Annotated in this window: 27 protein-coding genes; 14 read left to right on the top strand and 13 right to left on the bottom strand. The window is 70.9% G+C overall.

Features of this window, described 5'->3' with window-relative positions; genetic code table 11:
* Positions 1 to 624: a helix-turn-helix transcriptional regulator gene (locus tag K415_RS0113290; RefSeq protein WP_024287534.1), complete on the bottom strand. Its 624-nt coding sequence runs from the start codon at positions 622 to 624 to the stop codon at positions 1 to 3.
* 122 nt (positions 625 to 746) lie between these two features.
* Between K415_RS0113290 and K415_RS0113285 the strand changes: the two genes are divergently transcribed.
* Complete coding sequence (locus K415_RS0113285) at positions 747 to 1,448, top strand: lysoplasmalogenase (protein ID WP_024287533.1); 702 nt, start codon at positions 747 to 749, stop codon at positions 1,446 to 1,448.
* Here the strand turns inward: K415_RS0113285 and arsM are convergent.
* The gene (gene arsM, locus K415_RS0113280; RefSeq protein WP_024287532.1) at positions 1,435 to 2,193 is read right to left on the bottom strand and encodes an arsenite methyltransferase; all 759 of its coding nucleotides are present in this window, start codon (positions 2,191 to 2,193) and stop codon (positions 1,435 to 1,437) included. The genes K415_RS0113285 and arsM overlap by 14 nt on opposite strands.
* A 90-nt stretch (positions 2,194 to 2,283) precedes the next feature.
* Between arsM and K415_RS0113275 the strand changes: the two genes are divergently transcribed.
* Entirely contained in the window at positions 2,284 to 2,742 is a 459-nt protein-coding gene (locus K415_RS0113275; RefSeq protein ID WP_024287531.1) for a metalloregulator ArsR/SmtB family transcription factor, read from the top strand.
* Between the two features lie 107 nt (positions 2,743 to 2,849).
* Positions 2,850 to 3,359 (top strand): isoprenylcysteine carboxylmethyltransferase family protein, encoded by a 510-nt coding sequence (locus K415_RS22855; protein ID WP_024287530.1) that lies wholly within the window; start codon positions 2,850 to 2,852, stop codon positions 3,357 to 3,359.
* A gap of 4 nt (positions 3,360 to 3,363) precedes the next feature.
* On the opposite strand, the gene K415_RS0113260 is transcribed toward K415_RS22855, so the two are convergent.
* On the bottom strand, positions 3,364 to 3,756 hold the full coding sequence (locus tag K415_RS0113260) for a cupin domain-containing protein (RefSeq protein ID WP_024287529.1): 393 nt from the start codon (positions 3,754 to 3,756) through the stop codon (positions 3,364 to 3,366).
* 123 nt (positions 3,757 to 3,879) lie between these two features.
* Positions 3,880 to 4,935 (bottom strand): YihY/virulence factor BrkB family protein, encoded by a 1,056-nt coding sequence (locus K415_RS0113255; protein ID WP_024287528.1) that lies wholly within the window; start codon positions 4,933 to 4,935, stop codon positions 3,880 to 3,882.
* Positions 4,936 to 5,307: 372 nt separating this feature from the next.
* Here K415_RS0113255 and K415_RS0113250 point away from each other — a divergent pair, with 372 nt between their 5' ends.
* From K415_RS0113250 to K415_RS0113225, 6 genes are all read left to right on the top strand, one after another.
* Positions 5,308 to 6,636 carry an ABC transporter substrate-binding protein gene (locus tag K415_RS0113250; protein ID WP_024287527.1) on the top strand — a complete coding sequence of 443 codons (1,329 nt, stop codon included), beginning with the start codon at positions 5,308 to 5,310 and terminating at the stop codon, positions 6,634 to 6,636.
* Positions 6,637 to 6,763: 127 nt separating this feature from the next.
* Positions 6,764 to 7,768, top strand: a complete 1,005-nt coding sequence (locus K415_RS0113245) for a carbohydrate ABC transporter permease (RefSeq protein WP_024287526.1) — start codon at positions 6,764 to 6,766, stop codon at positions 7,766 to 7,768.
* Positions 7,765 to 8,670 carry a carbohydrate ABC transporter permease gene (locus tag K415_RS0113240; RefSeq protein WP_024287525.1) on the top strand — a complete coding sequence of 302 codons (906 nt, stop codon included), beginning with the start codon at positions 7,765 to 7,767 and terminating at the stop codon, positions 8,668 to 8,670. Before K415_RS0113245 ends, K415_RS0113240 begins: the two co-directional genes overlap by 4 nt.
* Positions 8,667 to 10,109, top strand: coding sequence for a GH1 family beta-glucosidase (locus K415_RS0113235; protein WP_024287524.1), 1,443 nt, complete (start codon positions 8,667 to 8,669; stop codon positions 10,107 to 10,109). The genes K415_RS0113240 and K415_RS0113235 overlap by 4 nt, the downstream gene beginning before the upstream one ends.
* The gene (locus K415_RS0113230; RefSeq protein WP_024287523.1) at positions 10,106 to 11,140 is read left to right on the top strand and encodes a LacI family DNA-binding transcriptional regulator; all 1,035 of its coding nucleotides are present in this window, start codon (positions 10,106 to 10,108) and stop codon (positions 11,138 to 11,140) included. The genes K415_RS0113235 and K415_RS0113230 overlap by 4 nt, the downstream gene beginning before the upstream one ends.
* 152 nt (positions 11,141 to 11,292) lie before the next feature.
* Positions 11,293 to 11,841 (top strand): GNAT family N-acetyltransferase, encoded by a 549-nt coding sequence (locus tag K415_RS0113225; protein ID WP_024287522.1) that lies wholly within the window; start codon positions 11,293 to 11,295, stop codon positions 11,839 to 11,841.
* Between the two features lie 77 nt (positions 11,842 to 11,918).
* On the opposite strand, the gene K415_RS0113220 is transcribed toward K415_RS0113225, so the two are convergent.
* On the bottom strand, positions 11,919 to 12,668 hold the full coding sequence (locus K415_RS0113220) for a VIT family protein (protein WP_024287521.1): 750 nt from the start codon (positions 12,666 to 12,668) through the stop codon (positions 11,919 to 11,921).
* Between the two features lie 109 nt (positions 12,669 to 12,777).
* Entirely contained in the window at positions 12,778 to 13,206 is a 429-nt protein-coding gene (locus K415_RS0113215; protein ID WP_024287520.1) for a nitroreductase family deazaflavin-dependent oxidoreductase, read from the bottom strand.
* Between the two features lie 251 nt (positions 13,207 to 13,457).
* Between K415_RS0113215 and K415_RS0113210 the strand changes: the two genes are divergently transcribed.
* Genes K415_RS0113210 through K415_RS0113200 form a run of 3 tightly spaced genes read left to right on the top strand, consistent with a single transcriptional unit; the run spans position 13,458 to position 16,894 of the window.
* On the top strand, positions 13,458 to 14,489 hold the full coding sequence (locus K415_RS0113210) for a LacI family DNA-binding transcriptional regulator (protein ID WP_231494894.1): 1,032 nt from the start codon (positions 13,458 to 13,460) through the stop codon (positions 14,487 to 14,489).
* 13 nt (positions 14,490 to 14,502) lie between these two features.
* A complete protein-coding gene (locus tag K415_RS0113205; protein ID WP_024287518.1) occupies positions 14,503 to 15,939 on the top strand; it encodes a four-carbon acid sugar kinase family protein in 1,437 nt (478 codons plus the stop codon).
* Between the two features lie 25 nt (positions 15,940 to 15,964).
* The gene (locus K415_RS0113200) at positions 15,965 to 16,894 is read left to right on the top strand and encodes an NAD(P)-dependent oxidoreductase (RefSeq protein WP_024287517.1); all 930 of its coding nucleotides are present in this window, start codon (positions 15,965 to 15,967) and stop codon (positions 16,892 to 16,894) included.
* 3 nt (positions 16,895 to 16,897) lie between these two features.
* On the opposite strand, the gene K415_RS0113195 is transcribed toward K415_RS0113200, so the two are convergent.
* Entirely contained in the window at positions 16,898 to 17,851 is a 954-nt protein-coding gene (locus K415_RS0113195; protein ID WP_024287516.1) for an SMP-30/gluconolactonase/LRE family protein, read from the bottom strand.
* 157 nt (positions 17,852 to 18,008) lie between these two features.
* Here K415_RS0113195 and K415_RS0113190 point away from each other — a divergent pair, with 157 nt between their 5' ends.
* The gene (locus K415_RS0113190; protein WP_024287515.1) at positions 18,009 to 18,311 is read left to right on the top strand and encodes a putative quinol monooxygenase; all 303 of its coding nucleotides are present in this window, start codon (positions 18,009 to 18,011) and stop codon (positions 18,309 to 18,311) included.
* 26 nt (positions 18,312 to 18,337) lie between these two features.
* On the opposite strand, the gene K415_RS0113185 is transcribed toward K415_RS0113190, so the two are convergent.
* The 6 genes from K415_RS0113185 to K415_RS0113160 form a co-directional block, all read right to left on the bottom strand.
* Positions 18,338 to 19,201 (bottom strand): sugar phosphate isomerase/epimerase, encoded by an 864-nt coding sequence (locus K415_RS0113185; RefSeq protein WP_024287514.1) that lies wholly within the window; start codon positions 19,199 to 19,201, stop codon positions 18,338 to 18,340.
* Entirely contained in the window at positions 19,198 to 20,319 is a 1,122-nt protein-coding gene (locus K415_RS0113180; RefSeq protein WP_024287513.1) for a Gfo/Idh/MocA family protein, read from the bottom strand. Before K415_RS0113180 ends, K415_RS0113185 begins: the two co-directional genes overlap by 4 nt.
* 83 nt (positions 20,320 to 20,402) lie before the next feature.
* Entirely contained in the window at positions 20,403 to 22,373 is a 1,971-nt protein-coding gene (locus K415_RS0113175) for a glycoside hydrolase family 127 protein (RefSeq protein WP_024287512.1), read from the bottom strand.
* A 68-nt stretch (positions 22,374 to 22,441) separates the two neighbouring features.
* The gene (locus K415_RS0113170; RefSeq protein WP_024287511.1) at positions 22,442 to 23,296 is read right to left on the bottom strand and encodes a carbohydrate ABC transporter permease; all 855 of its coding nucleotides are present in this window, start codon (positions 23,294 to 23,296) and stop codon (positions 22,442 to 22,444) included.
* Between the two features lie 15 nt (positions 23,297 to 23,311).
* Positions 23,312 to 24,226, bottom strand: a complete 915-nt coding sequence (locus K415_RS0113165; RefSeq protein WP_197024731.1) for a carbohydrate ABC transporter permease — start codon at positions 24,224 to 24,226, stop codon at positions 23,312 to 23,314.
* Between the two features lie 47 nt (positions 24,227 to 24,273).
* Entirely contained in the window at positions 24,274 to 25,590 is a 1,317-nt protein-coding gene (locus K415_RS0113160; RefSeq protein ID WP_024287509.1) for a sugar ABC transporter substrate-binding protein, read from the bottom strand.
* Between the two features lie 232 nt (positions 25,591 to 25,822).
* On the opposite strand from K415_RS0113160, the gene K415_RS0113155 reads away from it, so the two are divergent.
* Positions 25,823 to 26,590: a sulfite exporter TauE/SafE family protein gene (locus tag K415_RS0113155; RefSeq protein ID WP_231494893.1), complete on the top strand. Its 768-nt coding sequence runs from the start codon at positions 25,823 to 25,825 to the stop codon at positions 26,588 to 26,590.
* Positions 26,591 to 26,592: the final 2 nt, after the last annotated feature.

Raw genomic sequence — 26,592 nt, 5'->3', positions numbered from 1 at the left:
TCAGCTCACCTCGTCGGAGGTCGGGAAGTCGTCGGGGTTGACGGTCGCGAAGAGCCGCCCGATGCGAGCACCCTCCGGCCGCAGTGACGGGTCGTCGTCACGGCCCTCGAAGCGATCGGCCAAGTCGTTCACGGCCGTCACGAGCTCACGCATCTCGTCCGCGGTCGCCCAGAACATCGACATGGTCACCGTGACGGTGTCCTTCCACGCCTCGGGCCGGCGCCCCAGGCGCGGCAGGAAGCCACGTACCCGCTCGGCCTCGCGCAGCATCGCGAGGCTCACGAGCTCGGCGATCGCGATCTGCGAACCGGGTTCGTCGGGGTCGACCTCGATCCGCCGCCCCCGGGGCGTGGGCCGCCACGGCTTCTCCCGCCCGCGGGCCGGGGCCGCCTCGATGAAGCCGGCCTTGGCGAGGGTGCGCAGGTGGAAGGAGCAGTTCGCCACGGTCTCGCCGAGCCGATCGGCGCACTGCGTCGCCGTCGCCTCGCCGACCTCCTCGAGGAACGTGATCAGGTCCAGCCGGACCGGGTGCGCCAGGGCGCGGATCCGGGCCGGGTCGCCCGTGCGGAAGGTCTGCTCCTGCGCGGCTGCGACGTCCCCGGGGTGGTGGTTCTCGGTGCTCATGCGGACGACAGTAGTTCCGCAACATCTCTTGCGCAAGGGCTATTGCGCAAGAGATGTTGCGGCGTGATCGGCGGTACGCTCCCGACCTCGGACGACGACGTCCGGACGGGACAGGAGACGACGTGACCTCGACCGGTCGCAGGTGGCCGACCCGCACCAGCCCCGCGAGCACCGAGCCGACCGGCGCCGCCACCGTCGCAGCGTTCGCCTGCTTCGCGCTCGTGGTCGTCGTCCACCTGCTCGGCCAGCTCGCGGGACTCGACGCCGTGACGAACCCGACCCAGTGGGCCCTGATGCCGCTGCTGGCCCTGACCCTCTGGTCGGCCACCCGCGGCCGGTCGCGCTCCCGTCCGGTGCGGTTGAGCATGCTGGCGCTGGGTCTGTCCTGGCTCGGCGACACCCTGCCCGACCTCGCGCCGCAGGACTCCCGCTTCGTGGTGATGATCGGCTGCTTCCTGCTCGCGCAGGTGGCGTACATCGCGGCCTTCTGGCCGTACCGCCGGCGCAGCGTCCTGCGGCACCCGGTGCGCGCCGCGCCCTACGCGGGGGTGCTCGGCCTGCTGCTCGTCGCCTGCCTTCCCGGCACCGGCGACCTGCTGGTGCCCGCCGTGGTCTACGGGCTGTGCCTGACGACGATGGCGGCGCTGTCGACCGGGGTGAACCGCCTGGCGGCCGTCGGAGGCGCGGTCTTCCTCGTCTCCGACGGCCTGATCGCCCTCGACGCCTTCGCCCTGGGCTACGACCTGACCGGGCACGGCTTCTGGGTCATGGCGACCTACGTCGTCGGCCAGGGCCTGATCGCCGCCGGCGTCAGGCGGGCTTGACGGCCCGGACGACGGCGCCGTGCAGGCCCGTCGCGGCCTCGTGCGTGAACTGCACCTCGGCATCGACGAAGCCCGCGGCAGCGAGGCCTTCGAGGTACTCGCTGCGGGTCAGCGCCCCGGAGACGCAGCCGGCGAAGTCACCCAGCGCGGCCCGGTCGGCCGTTGTCATGTGGTCCTCGGCGACGACGTCGGAGACACCGACCCGTCCGCCCGGGACCAGGACGCGGAACATCTCGGCGAGCACGGCCGGCTTGTCCACCGAGAGGTTGATGACGCAGTTCGAGATGACGACGTCGACCGACGCGTCCGGCAGCGGGACGGCCTCGATGCGCCCCTCGAGGAACTCGACGTTGGTGGCACCCGCCTCGACCGCGTTCGCCCGCGCGAGCTCGAGCATCTCGGCGGTCATGTCGACCCCGTACGCGAAGCCGGTCGGCCCCACGCGGCGCGCGGAGAGCAGCACGTCGATGCCACCGCCCGAGCCCAGGTCCAGGACGCGTTCGCCGACGTTCAGGTCGGCGACGACGAGCGGGTTGCCGCAGCCGAGGCTCGCCAGGACCGCGGCCTCCGGCAGCTCGTCGGTGTACCCGGGCCCGTACAGCCCGGCGCCTGACTCGTCGAGCGTCTCGGCCGTCGTGTCACAGCAGCCGTCGCCGCAGCACGACGCCTGCTCCGACCGGTTCAGCACGGTCAGCGCCGCAGCCGCGTAGCGCTCCCTGACCTGCTCGACCCGGGTGTCTTCCATGGTGCCCTCCCAGACATCGATGACTGTCGATAGGTGGAACTCTGGCACTAGCCATCGACAGTTGTCAATGTCTTGGGCATACTGGTTCCCATGAGCACAGCACGTCCGACGAGCACAGCACGTCCCACGAGCACAGCACGTCCGACGAGCACCGCACCGGTCGCGATCACCTGCCGACCCGATGGTCCGGACGCCGTCCTGCCGCCGGCACCGATCCCCGCCGTCGCGTGCTGCGCTCCCCTGGTGCGCGAGCCGATCTCCGCAGCGGACGCCGTCGGCCTTGCCGGGGTGCTCAAGGCGATCGCCGACCCGGCGCGGCTGCGTGTCCTGTCGCTCGTGGCCGCACGCGACGGCGGGACGGCCTGCGTCTGCGACCTGACCGAACCGCTCGGACTCGCCCAGCCGACCGTGTCGCACCACCTCAAGACGCTCGTCGAGGCGGGGCTCCTGACGCGCGAGAAGCGCGGGGTGTGGGCGTACTACTCCCTGGTGCCCGGCGCCCTCGACGACGTGGCCCGGGTGCTGTCGTCCGCCGCCGTGCGTCCGTAGGTGACCGGTCCGCTCGGCCTCGTCGCGCGTCGGCGTGCCGTCCCGCTGGGTGCCGTCCCGCTGCGCTTCGGCATCGGCCGGGCCGCACCCGGTGGCAGGCTGGGCCGATGGCCGTCCTGAACCGCATCGACCCAGCCGACCGGATCGTCGCAGCGCAGGCCTTCGCACTGGCTGCACTGGCGTTCCCCGGCCGGGCCCGGTGGCCGCTGCCCACGCCGGTCACAGCGGCGGCAACGCTCGCGACGGCCTCGGGGGCGGCGCTCGCCGTCTGGGGTGCTCGCCCGCACGGCCGGCGGCTGACCCCACGGGTCGCGACCCCGACGGACCTGCCGCTGCTGCGCTCCGGGCCCTACGCGCTGAGCCGCAACCCGATCTACGCCGGGCTGCTGCTGGCCGGCGCGGGGTGGGCGCTGCTGCGCCGGCGCCCGGAGCCGCTCGTGGCCTGGGCGGCCCTGGCGGTCGTGCTCAGCGTGAAGGTCCGGCGCGAGGAGGCCCACCTCGTCGGCCGCTTCGGACCCTCGTACGAGGACTACCGGCGCAGCACGCCGCGCTTCCTCGGCCTGCCCAGCCGGCGGCCCCGACAGCGATCCGGCACTGAGCCGTCAGTGCGTCACTGAGCCGTCAGTGCGTCGGTGGCTCGTCCTCCCCTGCCGCCTCCTTGGCCTCCGCCTCCGCCTTGGTCGCGTGCACGGCGTCGGCCGCGTGGTGCGGCGGGCCGTACACGGTGTAGAGGATCAGCGGGTTCTCGCCGGTGTTGAGGAAGTTGTGCGTCCGCCCGGCCGGGACAGCCACAAGGTCGCCGGCGACGACCTTGCGGGTCTGGCCGGAGACGACCGCCTCGCCGATGCCGCTGACGAAGGTGAGGATCTGGTCGGTGTCCTCGTGGACCTCCTCGCCGATCTCCCCACCCGGCGGGATCGTCATGATGACCAGCTGGGCATGGTGACCCGTCCACAGCACGCGGCGGAAGTCGGCACCCTGCTCGGCGACGGCGGCAATCGTGAAGTGGTCCATGGACGCGTGGCTCCTCGGGATCGGCGACTGGCCTGACCCACACTTCTTACCCCGAGCGCGCGGGCCCCGCACGACGAACGCCTCGCGACTGCGTGGCGGACTCCGATCAGGCAGGTCGGCCGATCAGGTGGGTCGGCGACCCCGGCCGCGGCGCAGTGCGCGCCCGCGGGCGATGTCGTAGTCCCGCTTGGCCTGGCGCTTGGCGCTCGCAGCGGTGTCCCTCGGCGGAAGCTGGATGCTCTCCTCCGCCGTGATCCCCGCCTGGAGCTGGCGCCCTCGCTCGAGCTCGGCGTCGAGCTCGGCACCGAAGAGCAGGGCGTTGTTGGTGATCCACAACCAGAGCAGGAAGACGATCACCCCACCGAGCGCGCCGTACGTCGTCTCGTACCTGCCGAAGCTGCCGACATAGAAGCCGAACCCGACAGTCGCCGCCGCCCACACCAGGATGGCGACCACCGCGCCGACACTGATCCACCGGAACCGCGGCTGCCGCACGTTGGGCGTCGCGTAGAAGAGGACAGCGACGATCGTGACGGCGAGCGCGACGACCACCGGCCACTTGGCGAGGTCCCAGACCGCGACCGTCGCGTCGCTCAGGCCGATCGCGGCCCCGATCGTCTCGGCGACCGGGCCGGAGAGCACCATCGCGACGCAGGTCACAGCCACCAGGACGAGCACGACGAGCGTGACCAGGAGCATGACCGGCCGTAGCTTCCAGATCGGCCGGCCCTCGTCGACCTCGTAGATCCGGTTCATCGCCCGGCCGAACGCGTTGACGTACCCCGAGGCCGACCACAGGGCGACGACCAGCCCGACGACGAGCCCGACGCCCGCGCCCCGGTTCACCGCCAGCTCCTTGACGAGCGGCTCGACGCCGTCGAGCACTCCGCCCGGGGCCGCCGCCAGCACACGGTCGACGATCTCCGGCCCGTTGCCGAACACACCCAGCAACGAGACCAGAGCGAGGGCCGCCGGGGCGACGGCGAGCACCGCCCAGTAGGTCAGCGCAGCGGCGAGGTCCGTGCCCTGGTCGCGCAGGAACTCGCGCAGCGTCCTGCCGAGCACGTAGCGCCAGGCCGGCGCCGTCAGGTCCTGCGGCGAGTCGGGCTTGCGCGGGTCGTCGGGCTCGGGCGCATCGACCTTGTCGACGGCGCGGAGCCCAGGGGTCTCGCTGCTCATCGCACGAGCATCGCGCGAGCCGCGCCGCCTGTCGCGCGGGAGGGTCGGCCGGCCGACGGATTGCGGGCGATCCCGGCCATGGGAGCGCTCCCCATGTAGGACTTGAGGCTCAGGCGGACCCCGCGAGACGCGGCTACACGAGGACCCCGTCGAGCACGCCCGGGTCACGGTTCGGTCACGACGTTTGACACCGGATGGCCCGGAGCGCGACGGTGGGGATACCGCGATGAGACCGGTCCCAGCGAGGGACGGGCGAACAGCCTTGCAGGATGGGACCGGTCCCAGCGGATGCGCCATGCCTGGCTCGGGACGTCCGACGCCAGGCCAGGACGGGGCGGCAGAGCAGCCGCCGTTACGACGAAGGAGTCACCAGTGCGCACGACCAGGAAGCGGGCACTTGCGCTCACTGCCGGCATCGCCGGCATCGCGCTCGTCGTCACCGGCTGCAGCAGCGGCACGGAGGACGAGACCGACACGGGCACCGACACCGAGACCGAGGCCCCGGCCGATGGGGGGACCGACGAGGAGATCACCCTCACCGTCGCGACCTTCAACGAGTTCGGGTACGAGGACCTCATCACCGAGTACATGGAGCTCAACCCCAACATCACCGTCGAGCAGGTCAAGGCGGCCACGGCCAACGAGGCCCGCGACAACCTCAACACGCGCCTTGCGGCCGGCTCCGGCCTGTCCGACATCGAGGCCATCGAGGTCGACTGGCTGACCGAGCTCATGCAGTTCCCCGACAAGTTCGTCGACCTGTCCGACCCGTCGGTCGAGGGCCGCTGGCTGGACTGGAAGACCGCCGCTGCCACGACCGCGGACGGCATGCTCTTCGGCTACGGCACCGACGTCGGCCCCGAGGGCCTGTGCTACCGGACCGACCTGTTCGAGGCCGCCGGTCTGCCGGCGGACCGCGCCGAGGTCGCCACGCTGCTCGAGGGCGACTGGGACCACTACTTCGAGGTCGGCAAGGAGTTCGTCGCTGCCTCTGACGCCGCATGGTTCGACTCGGCCGGCGCCACCTACCAGGCGATGATCAACCAGGTCGAGAACGCCTACGAGGAGGACGACGGCACGGTCATCGGCATCGACCACGCGACCGTCAAGGACATCTACGACTCCGTCCTCGCGGCGAGCGTCGACGACGGCCTCTCCGCGCACCTCGCGCAGTGGAGCGACGACTGGAACGCTGCGTTCCAGAGCGGCGCCTTCGCCACGATGGCGTGCCCGGGCTGGATGCTGGGTGTCGTCGAGGGCAACGCCGCCGGCGTCACCACCTGGGACTTCGCTGACGTCTTCCCCGGCGGCGGCGGCAACTGGGGCGGCTCGTACCTGACCGTCCCGGCGCAGAGCGAGCACCCGGAGGAGGCCATGGCACTGGCCAACTGGCTGACCGCTCCGGAGCAGCAGATCAAGGCCTTCGTCGCCAAGGGCACCTTCCCGAGCCAGGTCGAGGCTCTGGACAGCGAAGAGCTGCTCGCCCTGACCAACCCGTTCTTCAACGACGCCCCGGTCGGCCAGATCCTGGCGAACCGTGCGGCCGCGATCACGGCCACGCCGTTCAAGGGCCCGAACTACTTCGCGATCCACACGACCGTCGCCGACGCCCTGACCCGCGTCGACGTCGACCAGACGGATGACGCCACGTCGTCCTGGGACAAGGCAGTGACCGCCTACTCCGAGCTCGGCCTCGGCTGATCCTGCTCGGCTGATCCAGTAGGAGACTGATCTCAGGCTGGGTCACCGGTCGACCCGGTGACCCAGCCTGAGTGATGTCGCACGGCCCGACGACCGCACCAGACCTCCGACGACGCAGGAGTGGACCATGGCTGCCCCCAGCCCCGCCAGGCCCCAGACCGAGGACGTGGTCCTCGAGTCACCGACGGACCCGTACGGCTCAGCCCGATGGGTGCGTCGCAACCGGCGCGGCCGCTGGGACGTCAAGCTCTCGCCCTACCTGTACATCTCGCCGTTCTTCATCGTCTTCGCGATCGTCGGGCTCTTCCCGCTCGTCTACACGGCGTTCGTCTCGATGCACGACTGGCACCTGATCGGTGGCCAGGGGGACTTCGTCGGCTTCCAGAACTACGTCGACGTCCTGGGCCAGCCGCGGTTCATGACGGCCCTGCGCAACACCTTCAGCATCTTCCTGCTGTCGTCGGTGCCGCAGGTGATCATCGCGATCATCCTGGCCGCCGTGCTCGATGCGAACCTCCGGGCCAGGACGTTCTGGCGGATGGGCGTCCTGCTCCCCTACGTCGTCGCGCCGGTCGCGGCCGCGCTGATCTTCTCCAAGCTCTTCGGCGACCAGGCCGGCATGTTCAACGCGATCCTCGGCAACCTGGGCATCGCGCCGGTGCGCTGGCACGCCGACCCGCTGTCCAGCCACCTGGCCATCGCGACGATGGTCAACTTCCGCTGGACCGGCTACAACACCCTGATCTTCCTCGCCGCGATGCAGGCGGTCCCCCGGGACCTGTACGAGGCGGCCGTGATCGACGGCGCCAACCGGCTGCGCCAGTTCCTCTCGGTCACCGTGCCCATGCTGCGGCCGACCATCATCTTCGTGGTCATCACCTCGACCATCGGCGGCCTGCAGATCTTCGACGAGCCACGCATGTTCGACCAGCTCGGCCAGGGCGGCGCCGACCGCCAGTGGATGACAGTGACGATGTTCCTGTACGAGCTGGGCTGGGGTTCGCAGAAGAGCTTCGGCCGGGCCTCGGCAGTGGCCTGGATCCTGTTCCTGATCATCGTGGCGATCGGCCTGATCAACTTCGCCATCACCCGACGCATCGCGTCCACCTCGCAGAAGGGGGGCTCGCGATGACCTCCGTGCCCATGATCCGTCAGACCGCAGGTGCCGGTGCGGCCCGCGCAGCGGCGCGCAAGCGCGGCCTGGGCGGGATCAACCGCCGGCCGGGCTGGGTGACGTACGTGCTCCTGACGCTCGTCATCCTGGTGTCCGCCTATCCGATCTACTACGCCGTGCTGCTCGCCTCCTCGGACGCCGCGACGATCGCCCAGAACCCGATCCCTTCGCTGATCCCCGAGGGGCACCTGCTGGAGAACCTCAAGCGGGTCGTCACCTCCGACATCAAGTTCTGGCCCGCGGTGCTGAACAGCGTCATCGTCGCCGCGGTCACCTCCATCTCGATCGTCTTCTTCTCGACGCTCGCCGGCTACTCGTTCGCCAAGCTGCGCTTCCGCGGCCGCCGCGGGCTGCTCACCTTCATCATCGCGACGATGGCCGTCCCGACCCAGCTCGGCGTCGTGCCGCTGTTCATCGTGATGAGCAAGCTCGAGTGGACCGGCAAGCTCGTCGCGGTGATCGTGCCCGGCATGGTGACGGCCTTCGGTGTCTTCTGGATGACCCAGTACCTCGAGGAGGCGCTGCCGTTCGAGCTCATCGAGGCGGCCCGCATCGACGGCTGCTCGATGATCCGCACGTTCTGGCACGTGGCGATGCCGGCGGCGCGTCCCGCCGCCGCCATGCTGGCGCTGTTCACCTTCGTGGGGTCGTGGACGCAGTTCTTCTGGCCGTTCATCGTGCTCGGGTCGTCCAACCCGACCCTGCCCGTCGCGCTGCAGCTGCTGCAGGCCAGCTACTTCAAGGACTACGCCCTGATCATGACCGGTGTCGTCGCGGCGACCGTCCCCCTGATCATCGTCTTCGCCGTCGCGGGCAAGCACCTCGTGTCCGGCATCATGCAGGGAGCTGTCAAGGGATGACGAACACCGACGACCTGGTCTTCCCCGCGGGCTTCGTCTGGGGTGCGGCGACAGCCGCCTTCCAGATCGAGGGCGGGGTGCACGACGACGGCCGGACCGACTCCATCTGGGACACCTTCTGCCGCGTCCCGGGCGCGGTCGTCGGTGGCGACACCGGCGACGTGGCCTGCGACCACTTCCACCGGTGGCCGCAGGACGTCGCCCTGATGGCCGATCTCGGTCTCGGGGCCTACCGGTTCTCGACCGCCTGGCCGCGGGTCTTCCCCGAGGCCGGCCGGCTCAACCAGGCCGGGCTGGACTTCTACTCCCGCCTCGTCGACGGGCTGCTCGCCGCAGGCGTCACGCCCTGGCTGACGCTCTACCACTGGGACCTGCCCCAGTACCTCGAGGACCGCGGCGGGTGGGCCGAACGCGACGTGGTCGACCACTTCACGGACTACGCCCTGGCGATGCATGGCGCACTGGGTGACCGGGTCCGGCACTGGACCACGTTCAACGAGCCGTGGTGCGCTGCCTTCCTCGGCTACGCCGGCGGGCAGCACGCCCCCGGTCGCCAGGAGCCGCAGGCGGCCGTCTCCGCGGCCCACCATCTGCTGCTCGCCCACGGCCAGGCCACGCGTGCCCTGCGCGCGGCCGACCCGACGGCGACGCTCGGCATCACGTTCAACACCACTGTCGCCGACCCCGCCGACCCCCGCGACCCGGCGGACGTCGACGCGGCGGACCGGATCGATGCCCTGATCAACCGGCTGTTCTTCGATCCGGTCGTGCTGGGCAGCTACCCGCAGACGGCCATCGACTCCTTCGCGGCGGCGGGCACCGTACTGCCCGTGCGGGACGGCGACCTCGAGGTCATCAGCACCCCCGTCGACTTCATCGGCGTGAACTACTACCAGGGCAACGCGATGACCGCGCACGCCCCCGACCACGCCGAGACCCTGCCGACCGGCGCGGCGGTCGTGCGTCCGACGTCGAACCCGAACGTCGGCGCAGCGGACGTGCACGTGGTCTCGCGCGGACTGCCGCGCACCGCGATGGACTGGGAGGTCCAGCCGGACGGCCTGCGCCGTCTGCTCGAGCGTCTGCACGCCGACTACACCGGCCCGGCCGGCATCGCGCTCTACATCACCGAGAACGGGGCGGCGTACGACGACGAGGTCGGGCCGGACGGCGCTGTCGACGACGTCGAGCGGACCAGCTACGTCGTCGACCACCTCCGCGCGGTCCACCAGGCGATCGAGGCAGGGGCCGATGTCCGCGGGTACTTCGCGTGGTCGCTGCTGGACAACTTCGAGTGGGCCTACGGCTATGCCAAGCGGTTCGGCATCGTCCGGGTCGACTTCGGCACCCTCGAGCGCACCCCGAAGCTCAGCGGGTTGACCTTCGCGCAGGCCGCCCGGACCGGGAGGGTCCCGGCGACCGGTACGGTCTGGGCGTGACCATCCCGCGCACGGCCGTACCGCTGCGGCGCAGCGCCCCGACCATCCGCCAGGTCGCGGCGGTGGCGGGCGTCTCGCGCGCGACGGCGTCGCGGGTGATCAACGGCGGGCACCTGGTCAGCGACCGCACCCGGCTCACCGTCGAGGCGGCGATCGCGCAGCTGGGCTTCACGCCGAACCCGGTCGCGCGGAGCCTCGCGACGAGGCGCACCGGATCGGTTGCGCTCGTCGTGCCCGAGCCGAACTCGCGGCTGCTGACCGACCCGTTCTTCGGCGGCATCATCAACGGTCTGAGCCTCGCGCTGGACGACTCCGACCTGCAGGTCGTCCTGCTGATCGCCCGGCCCGGGCCCAGCACGGAGCGCGCCGCGCGCTACCTGACGACCGGCGGCGTCGACGGGGCGGTCATCGCCTCCCACCACCGCGACGACGCCCTCAACCGTCAGCTGGTCGACTCCGGACTGCCCTGCGTGTTCATCGGCCGGCCGCTCGACGTGCCGAACGCCCGCTACGTCGACATGGACAACACCCTGGGCGCCAGGATGGCCACCGAGCACCTGATCGCGAGCGGTCGCCGCCGGATCGGGACCGTCGCCGGACCGCCGGACATGACCGCAGGCATCGACCGGCTCAGCGGCTGGCGCTCGGCGATGGACGCGGCCGGGCTGCCCGCTGACGCCGTCGTGTACGGCGACTTCACGATGCGCGGCGGTGCGGCGGCGGTCGCCGAGCTGATCGACACGCATCCGGACGTGGACGCCGTCTTCGTGGCCTCCGACCTGATGGCCTCCGGCGCGCTGCCCCTGCTCGCCGCACGGGGCGTCGTCGTGCCCGATGACGTCGCCGTCGTCGGCTTCGACGACATCGGGGTGGCGGAGTCCACGTCCCCGAGCCTGACCACGGTGGCCCAGCCGGTGGGCGAGATGGCCGCGCGGGCCGGCCTGATCCTGCAGGCAGTGCTGGCGGGCGAGGACGTCAGCACCGAGCCGGTGCTCTTCGAGGCACACCTCGTGCTGCGCGAGTCCGCCTGACCGCGAGCGTCCTGCCGCCGAGGACCCGGCGCCGGATGTCCTGACAGCTAGGACGTGTCTCCCATGTCGCAGCGACGTGATGATGTCGCGAGGACGACGGTTCGGCGCAAACGGCGAGGTCGTGATTGGTCGGAGCGCCTACGGTGATCGCCATGGCCATCTCGCTCCACCGGCTCGATCCCGTCGGCGCCGACCGAGCCGCTCTCGTCGACTTCATGACGCGGAACGTCTTCCCCTTCCACGTTCGCACCCAGGTCGCGGTTGAGGACGTCGAAGGGGCGATTCGCAAAGGCGTCTATCGGAACGAGGACAACGACTCCTACTGGGTCGAGCACGCCGACCTCGGCCGGATCGGCTTCCTCCGGCTTGAGGACCTCACGGACCGGGCACCGCTCTTTGACCTCCGGCTCGACGGGCCGGTCCGTGGTCACGGCCTCGGCGTCGAGGTACTGCGTGCGGCGACCGACCTGGTGTTCGGCACGATGGCGGACGTCAACCGTTTCGAGGGGCAGACGCGCGAGGACAACATCGCGATGCGCAAGACGTTCCTGCGGTGCGGCTGGCTCAAGGAGGCGCACTACCGGGAGGGCTGGCCGGTCGACGGTGGAGAGCCGGTCGCCTCGGTGGCCTACGGCACTCTGCGACGCGACTGGCAGAGCGGCACGACGACCGCTCTCGTCTGGGAGGACCTCGTAGTCTGACCGGCATTGCGCCGCGGCAACGTGCGCGCACCCGCCCAGCATCACGCCCACCAACCGCTCAACTAGGGAGAGACGCCCTAGACGACCGTCGCGCCGAGCAGGGCGCCGATGCCGAACGTGATCCCCATCGCGAGCGCGCCACCGATGATCAGCCGGATCATCGCGCGCAGCCGGTGGGCCCCGCCCATCCGGGCACTGACCGAGCCGGTCACGGCCAGCGCGATGACGACGGCCGCGAAGGTCACCGGGATGCGTGCCCCCAGCGGCGAGAGCACGACGGCGGCCAACGGCAGCAGGGCACCGACGGTGAAGGCGATCGCCGAGGCGATGGCGGCATGCCACGGGTTGACGCGCTCGTGCGGGTCGAGACCCAGCTCGGCGTGCACGTGCGCCGCCAGTGCGTCCTTGGCGGTGAGCTCGAGTGCCACCTGCTTGGCGGTGGTGACGGTCAGGCCCTTGCGGCGGTAGATGTCGGCGAGCTCCGCGAGCTCGCCCTCGGGGTCCTCGGCGAGCTCGCGGAGCTCCTGGGCGATCATGGCCCGCTCGGTGTCCCGCTGGCTGCTCACCGAGACGTACTCCCCCAGCGCCATCGACACGGCCCCCGCCACGAGGCTCGCGACGCCCGCGATCAGGACGCCGGTGCGATCCGGCGTCGCCGCAGCCACACCGACGACGACGCCTGCGGTCGAGATGATGCCGTCGTTCGCACCGAGCACACCCGCGCGCAGCCAGTTCAGCCGCGCCTGGAGGCCGTTGCGGTGCGGCTCGTCCGGGTGTGGCGACGGCATCGTCTCGACGGCCGGATCCGGACGTGCGTGGGTCTCCATGGCTCGACGCTAGGCAACCGGTGCCGCCCGCGCCACCAAGGCGAGCCTCGCCGAAGTCGCCGCGACGGCGCCCGCCACGGCGACGGCGCACGCCAGGGCAACAGTGCCCTCAGAGCGCGATCGGCTCGCAGACGACCAGCGGGATCTGCCGATCCGTGCGGCTCTGGTACGTCGCATAGCCGCCGTACACCCGCACGACGACGGGCCACAGCTCGGCCCGCTCGGCGGGCGTCGCCGTCCGCGCCCGCATCGGGATCGTGCGACCACCCCGCTGCACGAGGACCTCGGCGTCGACCAGGAGGTTGCGGTACCACTGCGGGTGCTGCCGGTTGCCGCCGTCGGAGGCGACCAGCAGCACGCCGTCGCCGTGCGGGATCCCGGTCAGGGGTGTCGTGCGTGGCCGGCCGCTGGTGCGGCCGGTGGTCGTCAGCAGGACCTGCTCCATCGACCCGAGCCTGCCGCCGACGCGACCCCTGGTGCGCCGGTAGACCCAGGTGTGCGCCCGGGTGATGAGGGTCTGGGTCCGTCGGCTGATCACAGGTCAGCCTACGGCCGACGGTGTGCGGACGATCAGCGGTCCGTGCTCGACGGCCACCTGACAGCGCGCCGCGTCGACCCGCAGGTCGCCATCAGCACCTCAGAACGAAACGCTCCGAAACCACTTTCTTGCCGTCTCCGCTGCGTGGCGGCACTGGTCAACTGACGTCTTGTGTGACATCGTTTTCGTTACCAGACGGTGAGGTCCGCACCGATGGCAGGCAGACCGGGACGAGCGGAGGGGGAAGCGTGGTGAGCGTCGTCGAGAATGTGCCGAGCCGACCGCGGACACCGACCCTGCGTGATGTGGCGACGCTGGCCGGGGTCTCGGTCGCCACGGCCTCCAAGGCGCTGAACGGGCGGGCCAACGTGCACCCCGAGACCCGGCGCCGGGTGATCGAGGCCGCCGATCGGGTCTCGTTCACACCCAACTCCCTGGCCCAGGCGATCGTCGCCGGGCAGACCGGGACGGTCGGGCTGCTGACCAACGACCTGGTCGGCCGGTTCAGCCTGCCGATCCTGATGGGCGCCGAGGACGCGTTCGGCGGCGGGAAGATGTCGGTCCTGCTGTGCGACGCACGCGAGGACGCGATCCGTGAGCAGCACCACCTGCGCGCCCTGCTCGGCCGGCGCGTCGACGGCCTGATCGTGGTCGGCAGCACGACGGACCCCCGGACGACGCTGGGCCGGTTGCCGATCCCGGTCGTCTACGCCTACGCCCCCTCGACCGACCCCCACGACGCCTCGGTGATCCCCGACAACGTCAACGCCGGAGCCCTGGCCGTCGAGCACCTGGTGGCCACCGGCCGCCGCCGGATCGCCCACATCTCCGGTGAGGTGCAGTACTCCGCCGCCCAGGACCGCGCCAAGGGCGCCCTGGCCGCCCTGACCGCCGCCGGTCTGGACCTGGCCGGGGCGACGGTCCGGTTCGGCAGCTGGACCGAGGCCTGGGGCCGCGCCGCGACCCACACCCTGCTCGACCAGAACCCGGACGTCGACGCGATCCTGTGCGGCAGCGACCAGATCGCCCGCGGGGTCCTGGACGTCCTGCGCGACCGCGGCATCGACGTCCCCGGTCAGGTCGCGGTCATGGGCTTCGACAACTGGCACATCATGACCTCCGGCGCCCGCCCACCCCTGACCAGCATCGACATGAACCTCGAGATGCTCGGCCGCCGCGCCGCCCAGCTCCTCGTCGACGCCATGAACGGCACCACCACGACCGGCGTGGAGACCATGCCCTGCCGCCTCGTGGTCCGCGGCTCCACCGCCCTCGGCGCCTGAGCGGCGACCGCCGGTGGCACTCGAGGCTGAGCTCCTGGCCGGGTTCCCGCCCGGGGTCCCGGTCGATCCGGCGGCGGTGGCGGCCTCGGTCGCGGCAGCGCCCCGCATCCTGGTCGTGCTGGACGACGACCCGACCGGCACCCAGTCGGTCGCGGACCTCCCGGTGCTCCTGCGATGGGAGGTCGAGGACTTCGTCTGGGCCTTCACCCACCGCATCGGGACCACGACCGCGCCGGCGGTGTACGTGCTGACCAACACGCGCAGCCTGGACGCCACCGAGGCGGCGGCCAGGACGCGGGACGTCGTGACCACAGCGCTCGCCGCGGCGGCGGCCACCGGCACCACGCTGGGCTTCGTCAGTCGCAGCGACTCCACCCTGCGCGGGCACTACCCCCTCGAGCCGGACGTCATCGCGGCGACCCTGCTCGAGGTGGCCGGTCTGCCGACCGACGGCGTGGTGATCGTCCCTGCGTTCCCCGACGCGGGCCGGATCACCATCGGCGGGGTGCACTACATGCGCGCCGACGGCGTCCTGACCCCCGTCGCCGACACGGAGTACGCGCAGGACGCCAGCTTCGGCTACCGGAGCTCGGAGCTGGCCAGGTACGTCGAGGAGAAGTCCGCCGGGCGGTTCGCCGCGTCGGACGTCATCGTCCTGGACCTGGCCGTCGTCCGGGGCGGGGCGACGGGCATCGCCGCGGCCGTCGCCCCGGCCACGGACTCGACCCCGATCGTGGTCGACATCGTCACCGAGGACGACCTGCGGGCTCTGGCCCTGGGCCTGGCACTGGCCGAGGCCCAGGGCATGCGACTGCTGTACCGGGTCGGTCCACCCTTCGTCCGGGCCCGCATCGGGCAGCGGGAACGACCGCCCCTGTGCCGCGCGGAGGCGTGCGCCGGGGCGGGGCCCGGTGGCGGGCTGATCGTGGTCGGCTCCCATGTCGGGACGACGACCCGGCAGCTGGCCGTGCTGACCGCTCGGCACGCCTCGGCGGCGGTGGTCGAGCTCCAGGTCGAGCTCCTGCTGGACCCGGCCACTGCCGGCGCACACGTGGCGGCGACCGCCTCGGCCGTCGCGGAAGCGCTGACCCGGACGGACGTGATCCTGCACACCAGCAGGCTGCTGGTCCGGGCCGACGATCCGGCCGAGAGCCTGCGCATCGCGCGGGCCGTCTCGGCAGCCGTCGTCGAGGTCGTGCGTCGGACGATCGCGCTCCACCGGCCACGGTTCGTCGTCGCCAAGGGCGGTATCACGTCCTCCGACGTCGCCGCGCACGGCCTGGAGATCCGCCGTGCCGTGGTCCGGGGCCCGATGCTGCCCGGCATCGTCTCCCTGTGGGAGCCGGTGGACGGCCCGGCCGCGGGGATCCCCTACGTCGTGTTCGCCGGCAACGTCGGGGACGACGCGGCCCTGGCCGCCGTGGTGCGCACGCTCAGCACGATGCCCTGACCCGTCGACCTGCAGGAGAACCACCATGCCGCACGAGGCAGATCCCCGAACCCCCGGCTACACCGTCGCCGTCCTGGGCCTGGGCGCGATGGGCCTGCCGATGGCGACCCGGCTCGTCACCGGGCTCACGGTGCACGGGTTCGACATCGACGCCGCCCGGCTGCGGCTCGCCGCCGACGCCGGCGTCGTGCCCAGCAGCTCGGCGCGCGAGGCCGTCACCGGTGCCGACGCGGTGCTGGTCGCGGTGCGCAGCGGAACCCAGCTCGACGACGTCCTGTTCGGTCCCGACGGCGTGGCCACGAGCCTGCGAACCGGCGCCGTGGTGATCCTGACCAGCACCGTCGGCACCGAGGCGATCCCCGCGACGGTCGCCGGTCTGGCCGCGCGCGGCGTGGCCCTGGTCGATGCGCCGCTGTCGGGCGGCCCGGCCCGGGCAGGTGCCGGCGACCTGCTGATCGTCGTCGGCGCGGAGCCCGCCGCCCTCGAGCGGGCACGGCCGGTCCTGGAGCTCCTGGCATCGACGCTCACCGTGGTCGGTGACCGGCCCGGCGACGGTCAGGCGCTCAAGACGGTCAACCAGCTGCTGTGCGGTGTGCACATCGCCGCCGCCGCAGAGGCCCTGGCCCTGGCCGATGCGCTCGGTCTCGACCCGGCCAGGACTCTCGAGGCACTGGGAGCCGGTGCGGCCGGCTCGTTCATGCTCGCCAACCGCGGCCCGCGGATCCTCCAGGCCTACACCGAGGCGGGGGCCGAGGTGCTCAGTCGGCTGGACATCTTCGTCAAGGACATGGGCATCGTCGGCCGGGCAACCCGCGCCGCAGGGCTGCCGTCCCCGCTCGCCGCAGCCGCTGAACAGCTCTACCTGCTCGGGCAGGCCCAGGGCCTCGGGGCAGCGGACGACTCCGCGGTGATCAAGGTCGTGGCGCCGACGCGACGGTCGACCGGACGGCCCTGACCGTCAGCGACCCGGTCCGCCGGCCGGCCCGGTCCACGGCCGGTCGGGACGGCGCACCCCGGTGACGTTCACCCGCAGCGCGTAGACCGAGGTCGTCGCGGTGATGAACAGGTGGTTGCGCTGGGGCCCGCCGAACGTCAGGTTCGACGTGACCTCCGGCAGCCGCAGCTTGCCGATCAGGGTGCCGTCCGGGTCGATGCAGTGCAGCCCGTCGTGCGCGGCCAGCCAGAGGCGACCGACGTCGTCGAGCCGTAGCCCGTCGAACGTCCCCGCGTCGCACTCGGCGATCACCTCACCGCCCGACAGGCCCGCGTCGGCGGCGACGTCGAACCGCCGGACGTGCTTGCGATGGGAGTCGACGATGTACAGCTGCTGCTCGTCGGCCGAGAACGCGAGCCCGTTCGGCATCGCCAGGTCGTCGGCCACCACCCGGACCGTGCCGTCGACCGGGTCGACCCGGTAGACGTGGCAGCCGTCCGTCTCGCTGGCCGCCCGGTGCCCCTCGTAGTCCGTGTCGATGCCGTAGGTCGGGTCGGTGAACCAGATCGAGCCGTCCGAGTGCTCCACCACGTCGTTGGGGCTGTTGAGCCGTCGACCGTCGGCGAGGCGGTCGGCGAGCACGGTGACCGAGCCGTCGTGCTCGGTGCGGGTGACCCGGCGGCCGCCGTGCTCACAGCTGACCAGCCGGCCCTGCCGGTCGACAGTGTGACCGTTGGCATAGCCGCCGTCGCGCCGCAGCACCCCCACGCAGCCCGTCGTCTCGTCCCAGCGCATGATCCGGTCGTTCGGGATGTCGCTGAACACGAGGTAGCGCCCCGCCGGGAACCAGGCCGGGCCCTCGAGCCATCGACCACCGGTGAAGATCCGCTCGGTCCGTGCGTCTCCTCCATACCGGCGGAAGCGGTCGTCGAGCACCTCGAAGTCCGTCGCGATGGTCTCAGGGGCGGTCTCAAGCACGGGAGGAGTCCTTCCGGGTGGTCACGGTGCAGGTCTTGCGAGCGGTGCAGGCCTTGCGAGCGGTGCAGGTCCTACGAGCGGTGCAGGTCCTACGAGCGGTGCAGGTCCTGCGAGCGGTGCAGGCTCTACGATGACGCAGGACGACGATGGAGGCGTGATGGCGGGTCTGGCACTCGTGGTGAACCACATCCTTCGGCCCGGCCACGCGGAGGCTTTCGACGAGCTCGCGCTGCGCACGCTGGAGGCCATCAAGGTTGCGGAGCCCGGGACCCTCGTCTACGCCGTGCACACCGTGCCCGGCGAACCGCTGCGCCGCGTGTTCTACGAGCTCTACCGGGACCGCGCAGCGTTCGAGGCTCATGAGCGGTATCCCCACATGACCACCTTCCTGGCCGATCGCCGCCAGCACATCGAGTCCGTCGAGGTCGAGTTCCTCGACGCCCAGGCCTTCACGGGCTGAGCCGGCTCACACCGGACCGGTCGCCCTCATACCGGACCGGTCGCCTGCCGCAGGAACGCCAGACCCTCGACGGCGAGCGCGTCCGGTGACACGGCCAGGGGGCGCCAGATCGACGCCGCCTTGGCCATCGACTCGTTCTCCGGCGTGAACGACTCGATCCCGAGCATGCCCCGGTAGCCGATCTCCTGCAGGGTCGCGAACACCTCGTCCCACGGCGTGTGGTCGCCGCCCGGTGCGCCACGGTCGTTGCCGCAGACCTGCAGGTGCCAGAGGCGGTCCCCTGCGAGCCGCAACGTGTCACCGAACGACCGCTCCTCGATGTTCATGTGATACGTGTCGAGGCCGAGGCCGATGACGTCCGCGTCCAGGTCGCCGATCACGTCGAGCACCTGCTCGGTCGTGTTGAACACGCTCGTCTCGTACCGGTTGAGCGGTTCGAGGGCCAGTCGGACGCCCAGCGGACCGGCGTGGTCGATGAGCCTGCGGTAGTTCTCGCGCAGCTCGCGGCCCACCTGACGGCGGTCGTCCGCGTCGAGCCGCCACGTCCGGCCGACCGAGCAGTAGGTCGGTCCGATCACCAGACCGCTGCCCTGGGCAGCCGCGACGTCGATCGCCGCGCGCACGTAGTCGAGGGTGTCCTCCTGCGTCTGCGCCGGGGCCGCGGCGAGCTCACGGCCGGGCGAGAACACGGTGCACACCACGGAGGCCAGGCCGTGCTCGGCGAGGAGCGCGGTGCAGCGTTCGACGTCCCAGTCCCCCGGCTGGTCGAGCGGCAGCTCGACGGCGTCGAACCCCCACGCCGCGAGCTGCGGCAACCGCGACTCGAGGATCGCCGTGGTCAGCGGGGAGTGCCAGATGAACGTGCTGGCGGCGATCGGCCACCGGCTCATCGGGCGGCTCCGCCCTCGTCCAGGACAGGGAGGTCGACGCGGGTCCCGCCGGCCATCGCCGACTCGTGCGCGCAGATGCCGACGGACGTCCAGTTCGCCGCGGTGACCGCGTCGACCAGCGGCGCTCGCTCCTCGACGATGCTGCGGACGAACTCGTGCGCGAGGTGGGGGTGCGACCCGCCGTGCCCGCTGCCCTGCTGGAACGACAGGTGGGCGTGCTCCTCGTCGTAGACACCCTTGGTCGTGTACCGCTGGATCGGTGTGGGCAGCAGGTGGGCGTAGTCGGGGATCTCGATGCGTTCGGCGTCCTCACCGGCGAAGAGCACCGGGCCACTGCCCTGCACCTGCTCCCACTCGAACGAGGACCGGTCGCCGTAGACCGAGAAGCTCTCCACGTACTGCCGCGCCGTCTCGAACAGCGACCGCGTGATCTCCGCGCTCAGGTCCGAGTCCCGCACCTTGACCAGCGCACTCTCGACCGCGAACGGTGAGCCGTACTTCGCGGTCAGCTCCGGCGAGATCCGTCCGGACCCCAGGCACACGACGTACTCGGCCAGCGCGCCGCCGGCAAGAGCCAGCAGCGGGCTGATCGCATGGGTCGCGTAGTGCATCGGGGGCAGGCCCTCCCAGTAGCCGGGCCAGCCCGCCATCTCCTGCTGGTGCGCCCCCCGCAGGAACTGGAGCCGGCCGACCGTCCCGTTGCGCACCAGCTCCTTGACGTGCAGGAACTCGCGGGAGAAGACGGTCGTCTCCATCATCATGTAGTTCTTGCCCGACTCCCGGGCGGCGTCGACGATCGCGCGGCACTCGTCGAGCGTCGTGGCCATCGGGACGGTGCAGGCGACGTGCTTGCCGGCCCGCAGCGCCGCGATCGACTGCGCCGCGTGGTTCGGGATGGGCGTGTTGATGTGCACCGCGTCGAGCTCGGGGTCGGCGATCATGTCGTCGAAGCTCGTGAACCGGCGCTCGATGCCGAAGGCGTCCCCGATGCGGTCGAGCGACTCCTCGCTGCGCCGGCAGATGGCCGACATCTGCGCATCGGGATGGTCACGGTAGATCGGGATGAACTCGGCCCCGAACCCCAGTCCTGCGATTCCCAACCGCACCGGCTCAGCCACGACACGATCCCTTCGTCGTCCACGGACCTTCGGGACGACCGGCCAGGCCGGGCACGTGGTGCCAGGCCTGGCCGGCCGACGAGCTACGACCTCGCCAGCGGGACCCACACGCGCATCGCCGACGGTCCGCGGTTGGCCCACAGGTAGTACGGCACAGCGGTGAGCGTCACCGGCCGGGCCGACGCCTCAGGCTCCTCGCCGAGCGAGGCCCAGCCGGGCGTGCCCACCCACGTGCTGTCGTCGCGGACCAGACCGTCGGCCTCGATCACCAGAGCCCCGCCGAGGACGTCGTCCCGGGAGGTCACCCGCAGCGCACCGCCGGCGACGAGCTCGACCGAGTCCAGGCTGACGCCCTCGGGCTGGTCGGGGCTCTCCAGGCAGTAGGTCACGGGTCCGCGCTCGATCGCGACGCTGCCCCGTACCGCATCCACCGCGGGGTGCGCGACCGTCAGGCGCACCGGCATCGGCAGCACGAGGCGCACGACGTCGCCGGCGGCCCAGGTGCGGTCGACGCGGACGTATCCCTTGCCATCGGCCGTCGCGTCGCGTGACTCACCGGCGACCTCGATCGTCGCACCCCGGCTCCACGCCGGGATGCGCAGGGACAACGTCCAGGGCTGCTCGGTCGACTCCTCGATGCGCACCGTGACGGTGCCGTCGAAGGGGTAGTCCGTCTCGACCGTCGCGCGCACCTGACCCGAGCCCATCGGGAGAGTCATCGTCGCCGGCGCGTAGAGGTGCACCTGCACCCCGGAGTCGTCGACCGTCGCCAGGTAGGTGCTCAGCGAGGCCACGGTCCGGATGATGTTGGGCGGGCAGCACGCGCAGTCGAACCACGCCGGGCGGGTACCCGGGGCGTCCGAGCGCAACGGCTTGCCGTCCACGGGTGCGGCATCCCAGGGCCGACGTCGCTGCACGGGGTTGACGTAGAAGAAGCCGTCACCGGCCGTGTTCGTCGAGGCGGCGAAGAGGTTGTGCATCGTGCGCTCGATGAGGTCCGCGTACTTGCCCTCCCCCGTGGCCAGCAGCAGCCGCCAGGTCGCCATGACGCTGGCGATCCCCGCGCACGTCTCGCCGTAGATCAGGTCCGGCGGCAGCTCGAACGGGTCACCGAAGGCCTCACCCTCGAACCGCGAGCCGACCGCACCGGTGATGTAGGTCTTCTCGCCGACCATCGACGCCCACTGGCGCTCGGCCGCCTCGAGGAGCGCCCGCTCGCCCGTCTCCAGGTAGAGGTCGACGAAGCCGGCCATCAGGTACAGCGCGCGAACCGAGTGCCCGACGACGGAGTCCTGCTCGCGGACCGGGACGTCGTCCTGGAAGTACGCCGAACCGAAGGTGCCCTTGCCGATGACGCCGTAGCCGCGGACGTCGACGAACTGCTGGGCCAGGTCGAGGTAGCTGCGCTCACCGGTGTGCCGGTAGAGCTCGACCAGGGCGGTCTCGATCTCGGGGTGCCCGTCGACGTCGACCCGGCGCCGGTCGCCGAACTCCCGCACGAGGTTGTCCGCGAGCCGACGAGCCACCTGCAGGAGCGACTCGCGTCCGGTGGTCCGCGCATGGGCGACGGCGGCCTGGATCAGGTGGCCGGCGCAGTACATCTCGTGACCGTGCGTCAGGTCGGCGTAGCGCTCGGCCATGCCGGCCTGCACCCAGGAGTTCAGGTACCCGTCGTCGAGCTGCGCCTGCTCCAGGACGTGCGCCGCGTCGTCGACGATCGCCTCCAGCTCGGGCGACGCCTCACGGCCGAGGTCCCAGGCGATGCCTTCGAGCGCCTTGTAGAGGTCGGAGTCGCTGAAGAGCATCCCCCGACGCTCGGGGCCGCCATCCTGGGCGAAGAGCCGGCGCAGGTTGTCCATCGCCCCGTCGCGCTCGAGCCACGTCAGGGCGTGCGGCGTCGTGACGTCGCGGTTGCGGTGCTGCCACTGGCCCCAGAAGCCGCCGGTGATCGCCACCTGGTCGATCGCGACCGGGCGCAGGGCGAGGTGGTCGTCCGTCCGGGGCGCGCACGGCGCCGCCAGGCGACCGGGGTCGGACGTGGTCGGGGTGTTCACGGAGATGCTCCTAAGGATCGAGGACGGAGAACGAGGCGGCGAGCAGCGGGCCCGCCAGGGGACGAGGCTCAGGACTTGAGTGCGCCGTTGAGCAACCCGTTGACGTAGTACCGCTGCAGCACGAGGTACAGGACGAGGGCGGGGACCATCGCGATCACGACGCCGGCCTGCAGGGCGCCGTAGTCGATGGCGCCGTAGGACCCCGACCGGACGTTGACGAGCATGATCGGCAGGGTGAACTTGCTCGCGTCGTTGAGGAAGATCAGCGGTGCGAGGAACTCGTTCCAGGACGCCAGGAACGCGAAGAGGGCAACGGTGACGATGCCGGGCGACACCATGCGCAGCGAGATGTGCCGCAGGGCGCCGACGTTGCTGCACCCGTCGACCAGTGCCGCCTCTTCGAGCTCCCGCGGGACCGACTCGAACGAGTTGCGCATCATGAGGATGCTGAAGGGCAGCTGGAACATGACGAGCACCAGGCTCAGGCCGATCAGCGAGTTCTGCAGACCGAGCTTGCCCAGCAGGATGTACAGCGGCAGCAGGATCGTCGCGTACGGAACCATGAGGATCGCGACGACCGCGACGAACAGGTGCTTCTTGCCCCAGAAGTCGAACCGGGCGAAGCCGTAGCCACCCAGGACCGAGACGACGACGGTGCCGACGACCGTCAGGAACGAGATCAGGATGCTGTTCCAGAAGTAGACGGGCAGGCCGGAGCCGTAGTCCATCAGGTTCTGGAAGTTGCCGAGCGACAGCGACGTCGGGAAGAGCGTCGGCGGCGCCTGGTTGGCCTCCTCCGGGGTCTTGAGCGAGTTGATGATCGCCCACAGGAGCGGGAAGAGGAAGGCGATCGCCAGGATGCTGCTGACGAGGTGGAAGGAGACGCTTGCGGCGGCGGAGCGTGCCGTGGTGCGAGTCGACATGGTGGTCCTTTCGCGTCAGGCGTCGCGGCGGCGCAGCAGCCTCAGCTGCACACCGTTGAGGATGATCAGGGCCAGCAGCAGGATGATCGACAGCGCTGCCGCGCGTCCGAGGTCGAAGGTCTGGAACGCCGTGTTGTAGATGGCGTAGACCAGGCTGATCGTGCTGTTGTCCGGCCCACCCTTGGTCAGGATCAGGAACTGGTCGAACGCGAGCAAGGAGCCCGTGACCGAGAGGATGAACAGCAGGGCGATCGTCGGCGTCAGGTACGGGAGCGTGATGAAGCGCAGCTGCTGGAGGCGGTTCGCGCCGTCGACGCGCGCCGCCTCGTACAGCTCCCGCGGGACCGACTGGAGCCCGACCAGCAGGACCAGGACCTGGAAGCCGACGAACTTCCAGACGACCAGGGCGATCACCGACCAGAACGCCGGGGTCTCCGAAGCGAGGAAGGCGAACGGCTCGTCGATGAGCCCCACCCGAAGCAGCAGGTCGTTGTAGACGCCCAGGACCGTGTCGTAGTTGATGAACCACATCAGGCTCGCAGCGGCCGTACCCACCACGTACGGCAGGAAGTACGCCGTCCGGTACACCTTCGAGAACCTGCGTGTGCTGTTCGAGATGGCGACCAGGACGAACGAGACGAGGAAGATCACGACGGTGGTCACGGCGGTGTAGACGAGCGTGAACTTGATGGCGCCCAGGAAGAGGTCGTCGTCGGGGATGGCCGTGTAGTTGTCGATCCCGTTGAGCGTGGGCGCGCCCAGCAACGGGTAGTCCGTGAAGGACATGTACAGCAGGATCCCGAGCGGCACCAGGAACAGCACCAGCACGATGAGCGCTGTCGGCGCGACGAACAGCATTCCGGTCAGGGGCCGGCGCGAGAGCGCCGACCTGTTCCCCCGTGGCAGGTGCCGGACAGCCGGCTCTGCCACGGGGGTCAGGATCTCCGTCATTGCAGACCTCTCGGGTTCGCTCGGGCCTAGCTGTTGGCTGCGTCGAGCCCGGCCTGGATCTTCACCTGGCCGTCCGTGATGGCGCCCTCCGGGTCGTCACCGAAGATCGCACCACGCATCAGCTCGACCCAGGGCCCGTTCGGGTTGTTGAACAGGTCACCGAAGGGAAGGGCGAACGGGGTCTCACCGTTGACCAGGCCGTCGGCGATGAACTTCAGACGCGGGTCGGAGGCGGTGTACTGGTTGTCCGTGAGGTCGAGACGGCCGGGCAGGTCACCGTTCTTCGCGATGATCTCGACCTGGGCCTCCTCGCTCAGCGTCCACTCGAGGAAGTTCCATGCCGCGTCGGCGTTGTCCGAGGTGGCCGTGATGCCGGCGACGTCGCCGCCGACGAAGGTCGAGGTCGCCGAGCCGTCCGGCGCCATCAGGGACGTGACGCCCCACTCGAAGTCCGCCTCCTTCATCAGGTCACCGGCGATCGGCGAGCCGTGCGGAAGGATGCCGATGTCACCGGCGATGAAGGCGGTCTGCCAGGTCGACCCGTCCTCGGTCAGGTTGTTGGACGGAACCAGCTCCTCCTCCCACATGGTCCGGTACAGGGCGAAGATCTCCCGGAACACGTCGTTGTCGAAGTCGGCCGTCAGACCGTCTGCAGAGAGCACCTCGGCCCCGGAGGCCCAGGCGTAGGGGAAGAGCGAGTAGACGCCGCAGCCGCCGCAGTTGCCGGCCAGCTGGAAGCCGTACGTGCCGTCACCCAGCGCGGTGATCGCACGGGAGTACTCGAGGACCTCCGCGAAGTTCGTCGGCGGCTTCTCGGGGTCGAGCCCGGCGGCGGTGAACAGGTCCTTGTTGTAGTACATGACGGACGAGTCCAGCTTGTGAGGCACCGCGTAGAGCTTGTCCTCCCAGCTGCCCGCTGCGAGGTGCGACGGCGCGAGGTCGCCCGCGTAGTCGAGCGCCGCGACGCGGTCGGTGATGTCCAGGTACAGGTTCTGGCTGGTGTAGTTCGGCGAGTAGACGACGTCGGCCGCGAGGATGTCCGGCAGCGCACCGGCGCCGGCGGCCGTGCCGACCTTCTGCAGGTAGTTGTCGTTCGGGATGACGGTCAGGGTGACCTGGTTCTCGTGGGTCTTGTTGTACTCGTCGACGAGTCGCGTGCTGAAGTCGTCCGTCGCGGAGCGGACCCACATGGTCAGCTCGGTGCCGTCGTCCGCAGATCCGCCGGCGCTGCTCTCGGTGCTGTCGCCGCTGGGGGTGGCGTCCGAGCTGCAGGCCGCGATCGAGAGGGGGAGCGCGAGGGAGAGCAGGACGGCAGTCCTGCGGCGGTTGGGGTGGGTGGTCATGCGTGGCTCCTTCGTTGGGCCTCGACGTCGATCCGCAGTCGATCTCTACGGTGAGATCGAAAACTACGGAAACCGATTTCGTCAATTAACAGGCTCCGGGGCAGCCACGTCAAGGGTCGTTACGGAGTTGTGATGTTAGCGCTCGCATCCGGCGCTCGGACCCGCGCTCGACGACCGACCAGTGCGCAAGATCGCTCGACCCCGGGACGGCCGCCGGTGGCACGCTGCGCACGTGCCTCCGTTCGCGCTGCTGGGTCTGTCGCTGCCCGACCTGACCCTGCTCGCCCTCGCGGCAGCCTTGCTGGGGCTGAGCAAGACCGCCGTGCCCGGTGCGGCCACCATCACCGTCGCCGTCTTCGCGGCCGTGCTCCCGGCCAGGGCGTCCACCGGGGTGCTGCTCGTCCTGCTGATCCTTGGGGACCTCTTCGCGGTGTGGACCTATCGCGCCCATGCCGACTGGCCGGTGCTGCGCCGGCTGGTGCCCGCGGTTCTCGCCGGGGTCGCGCTCGGCACGCTGTTCCTGGCGGTCGCCGGGGACACCACCGTGCGGCGCGTCATCGGGGTGATCCTCCTGCTGCTCGTCGCCGTGACCTTCGTGCGCCGTGCCCGCGCCCGCCCGGCAGCACGCGAGCGGCCGGGTGGGGCCGGGCGGTTCGAGACCAGCAGCTACGGCGCCCTGGCGGGCTTCACGACGATGGTCGCCAACGCCGGCGGTCCGGTGATGTCCCTGTACCTGCTCGCAGCCGGGTTCTCGATGAGCAGGTTCCTCGGCACGACGGCGTGGTTCTTCTTCGCCGTCAACGTCGCCAAGGCGCCGTTCTCGGTGTCCCTCGGCCTGATCAGCCTCGAGTCGCTGCAGCTCGACCTGCTCCTGGCGCCGGCGATCGTCATCGGCGCACTGGCCGGCCGGCCCCTGGCGCGGCGGATCGACCAGAGGCTCTTCGACCGCCTCGTCCTTGCCCTGACGGTCCTGTCAGCGGCGTACCTGCTCATGGCGTAACC

Source organism: Cellulomonas sp. KRMCY2 (genome assembly GCF_000526515.1).
Classification (GTDB): Bacteria; Actinomycetota; Actinomycetes; order Actinomycetales; family Cellulomonadaceae; genus Actinotalea.
This window is presented reverse-complemented; position numbering and strand designations above follow the sequence as displayed.